The sequence below is a fragment of the Nostoc flagelliforme FACHB-838 genome (assembly GCF_014698065.1).
Classification (GTDB): domain Bacteria; phylum Cyanobacteriota; class Cyanobacteriia; order Cyanobacteriales; family Nostocaceae; genus Nostoc; species Nostoc flagelliforme_B.
This window is the reverse complement of record NZ_JACJSI010000506.1, coordinates 1-3675: the sequence shown is the minus strand read 5'-3', so window position 1 is coordinate 3675 and position 3675 is coordinate 1. Positions and strand designations below refer to the sequence as shown.

The following is a 3675-nucleotide window of genomic DNA, read 5'->3' as shown; positions in this document are numbered from 1 at the left end:
TGTTATGATGTCCTCAGTTTACAAAAGTATAAAATTCATCTATCCCAATACTGTTGCCAAGCATAGCAATTAAAAACAGTGGTCAGATTTACTGGAAGCTGACAAGTGCTTAACCCTGTTTTGTCACTTTGGGAGAATGCAATAGCCCAAAGGGTTATGGAGCTTTAGTTTCCAGCCTTTGGCTATAAATTTTAGTTTCTATTAGAAAATAAAGCCTCAAATGTTGATGAAATCAAAACCTCAGAGCAACAGGACAAACGCATATAAAGGATAAGAATCATTAGAGATAGATTTGCGTCGAGCAGTTGAACGCGAAGAATTTCGCGTTTTTTACCAACCGATTGTTTCGCTTACTACTGGCTTTATTTTAGGTTTTGAAGCACTATTGCGTTGGCAGCATCCAGAACGTTGCAACTACGCAAAGTTTGTGTGGCGAAGCACTAGTTGTGCAACTAGTTTTTCTATTTGCTTGCGCTTCTTCGGGTCTGACCAAATACGCGACTTTCTTAGTTTGGTGGTGGCAGTAGTAAAGTGCTCTTTATAATTGTTAGACTCGGTGTTTAGGGTATACGCTAGGCTTTTCTTTTCATTTGCATCTGTCATTAGAATGAGTTATTTTATATCTAAAGAGAGTTTTTATAAAACAGAAAAGCAATTAGCCTGTTAGCAACAGTATAAAAGAGTGGCTTCGACATTTTTAAATTTGGCTATAGCAATGCCTTGAGTTTGGCATCATCTGTGATGTGCAAATGAGCGCACGGCTAAGACCCCTGCTCTGGCAGAATGTGGAGAAATTAGAGTTATGTCGAGTGCAATATCTTTAAAAAAGTTATCGCTAGAAAATACCACCGCAGCGATTGGCGTTAGTAAGACAGACCCAACAATAGCTGTCAATTTAAAAACATTTAGTGTTTCGGGAAATTTTGCTTTTACATCTGAGCTTGGGTCATTGGGATTACCAATGGAGTTGCATGGTGGTTCTTTTAGTGGAACTTATACAGTGAATGTGGAGCCACTACTTACTTCTAGTACTTCTCAAGTATTTTTGACAAATTGGACTGTGAGCTTGCTAGACTCTGCCAACACTGTTTTGCGAAGATTATCTAAGACTTTACCTGGCAACACTGCTTACATTCAAGATAATATACTTAGTTTTATAAACGAAGGTTTATTTACACAAATTAATAGTGATTATTACGGCTTAGGATTATATTTCAACAGCAATTTCACAGGTATGGGTAGTACCAATAATGGAATTTTTGAGGATAGAAGCTCCCTTGGAGATGCCAAAAGCTATGGCAATATCCGTATTACTTTCGCAAAAAGTGAAGTAGTTCCTTAAGTCAGGAGTAATCAAAAAATGACTACTAAAAACTACAATTAAACTACAAAAATACTTTTAAAGACTAAAATCATCTCTTTGCTGATGCTGTTGCCTTAATTGCTGCCCATAATCTATAAGCTGCTGACATTAGCATTACAGGGACGTTTGATGGCGATCGAGCAACTACTAACAGCTTTGAAAAAAAACAGATGAGCAGTACCAGCAATTTATTCAAAAAGTGCGTCAGTATGCAGACAATTTCCAGACTGAAAAAATCCGAACATTGATTGAATAGTATCTTCCTACTGTTAAAAGTTAATTCACTAATTCTAGTTAATAAACCCTTTGTTATCTCATTACCATTTTTGCTATGACAGCATTCTCTAGAAATCCCATTATATATAACAATCTTGTTACAAACCTGTTTGATAATGGTATTATCCTCATTGTCGATGATGTACTAAATAACTTAAAAGTACTTTCAGACACCTTAGCGGACGCTGGTTTTGAAGTAGCAATCGCAACCAGTGGCGAAAGTGCATTACAGCAATTAGAACATACTACCGTGTCTTTAATTTTACTGGATGTGATGATGCCGGGGATAGATGGCTTTGAAACTTGTCAGCGCATCAAAGCCAATCCCAAAACCCAAAATATTCCGATTATCTTCATTACGGCTCTGTCTGAATCGGTGAACAAAGTTACAGGTTTTGAACTAGGAGCCGTTGACTACATTACTAAGCCATTTCAACAAGGTGAAGTTTTAGCGCGGGTGCAATCACACTTAAAGCTTAACCAGTTGAGCCAGTCTCTTGAAGCCAGAAATACGGAACTGCAACAACTCACCGAGCGATTAGAGCAACGAGTCACCGAACGAACCCAGGAACTATTTGCATCTATTGAAACCCTTAAGCAAACTCAACAATTGATGCAGTTAGTGTTTGATACTATTCCACACTGGGTAGCGTGGAAAGATATCAACTCAGTTTTTTTGGGCTGTAATCAAAGTTTTGCTGATGAACTAAACTTAAGTTCACCTGATGAAATTGTCGGTAAAACCAACTATGACTTACACAGGAGCAAAGAAGAATCCTATTGGTTTCGGATGTCCGACCAGCGTGTTATGGAGTCTGGTCAAGCAGAACTTCACATCGTTGAACAACTTCGGCGGCCAGATGGTGAGCAAATATGGATGGATACGAGTAAGTTGCCGCTACGCGATGCTAACGGTACCATTTTCGGCGTTTTATTCGTGGCAGAAGACATTACAGAACGTCAGCAAGCACAACAAGAACTCAAACAACAAAAACAAAATTTAGAACAAGCACTCGTAGAACTTCAGCGCACTCAAATGCAACTGGTGCAAAATGAAAAAATGTCGGCGTTGGGAAACCTCGTAGCAGGGGTGGCACATGAAATCAATAACCCCATCGGTTTCCTGAGTGGCAATATTCAACCCGCGTTAGATTATATCAAGGATATATTTAGCTTAATTGATTTGTATCAGCAAGAATATTCTCCTCCGAGTCCAGTAATTCAACAAGAAATGGAGGCGATCGAACTCGATTATATTCGTGAAGACTTACCTAAGTTAGTGGGTTCTATGCGAGAAGGGGTGAAGCGAATTCGGGATGTTAGTACTTCCTTACGAACCTTCTCTCGTGCCGATAGCGATCGTCCTGTGGCTTGTAATATTCATGATAGCATAGATAGCACGATTTGGATTCTCAAGCATCGCCTCAAAGCATCAGAAACCTGCCCAGAAATTCAAGTTATCAAAGAGTATGGTCAATTACCACTAGTAGAATGCTTCGTTGGACAATTGAATCAAGTCTTTATGAATATTTTAGCTAATGCCATTGATGCCTTAGAAGAGTCCAGTACTGGACATAATTTTGCTGATATTCCCGCCAATTTATACCAAATTAGAATTACAACTTCCTTAGAAAATAATTGTGTGCAAATTATCATTGCTGATAATGGGAAGGGGATAAATGAAGAGGTAAAACAAAAGATTTTTAACCATTTATTTACTACAAAAGCTGTGGGAAAAGGTACAGGGTTAGGATTGGCGATCACGCGTCAAATAGTTGAAGAAGTTCACGGCGGAAAATTGAGTTTTCACTCAGTCTTAGGTGAAGGTACTAAATTTATTATTAGAATTCCGGCTTAAATTCTTGCTTTACCCGGATTTCTCACGAAGCTGGAGAAAAGAGGAGTCAAAAACTGCCAAAATACCTATTGCACATGAATTCCAGCAGTTTTAAGCATGACCCCTCAGAAAACAGATTGTATACCGGAACAGTTCAAATTTAAACCTGTATTGTCATGTCCAGTCGTAGTTAATTTCA

At 38.5% G+C, this 3675-nt stretch carries 2 protein-coding genes and 1 pseudogene; all 3 read left to right on the top strand.

Annotation, left to right across the window (positions count from 1 at the left end; translation table 11 throughout):
- Positions 1-280: 280 nt before the first annotated feature.
- Positions 281-409: pseudogene (locus H6G97_RS56410) on the top strand (EAL domain-containing protein); the annotation flags it as partial.
- Positions 410-802: 393 nt separating this feature from the next.
- The gene (locus H6G97_RS47525) at positions 803-1342 is read left to right on the top strand and encodes a PEP-CTERM sorting domain-containing protein (RefSeq protein ID WP_190947307.1); all 540 of its coding nucleotides are present in this window, start codon (positions 803-805) and stop codon (positions 1340-1342) included.
- A gap of 352 nt (positions 1343-1694) precedes the next feature.
- Positions 1695-3497 carry a response regulator gene (locus H6G97_RS47515; RefSeq protein WP_199350147.1) on the top strand — a complete coding sequence of 601 codons (1803 nt, stop codon included), beginning with the start codon at positions 1695-1697 and terminating at the stop codon, positions 3495-3497.
- Positions 3498-3675 lie beyond the last annotated feature (178 nt).

Excerpts from the sequence above, each read along its gene's own strand:
- H6G97_RS47525 (WP_190947307.1), top strand. The coding sequence starts at position 803 with ATGTCGAGTGCAATATCTTTAAAAAAGTTATCGCTAGAAAATACCACC.
- H6G97_RS47515 (WP_199350147.1), top strand. The coding sequence starts at position 1,695 with ATGACAGCATTCTCTAGAAATCCCATTATATATAACAATCTTGTTACA.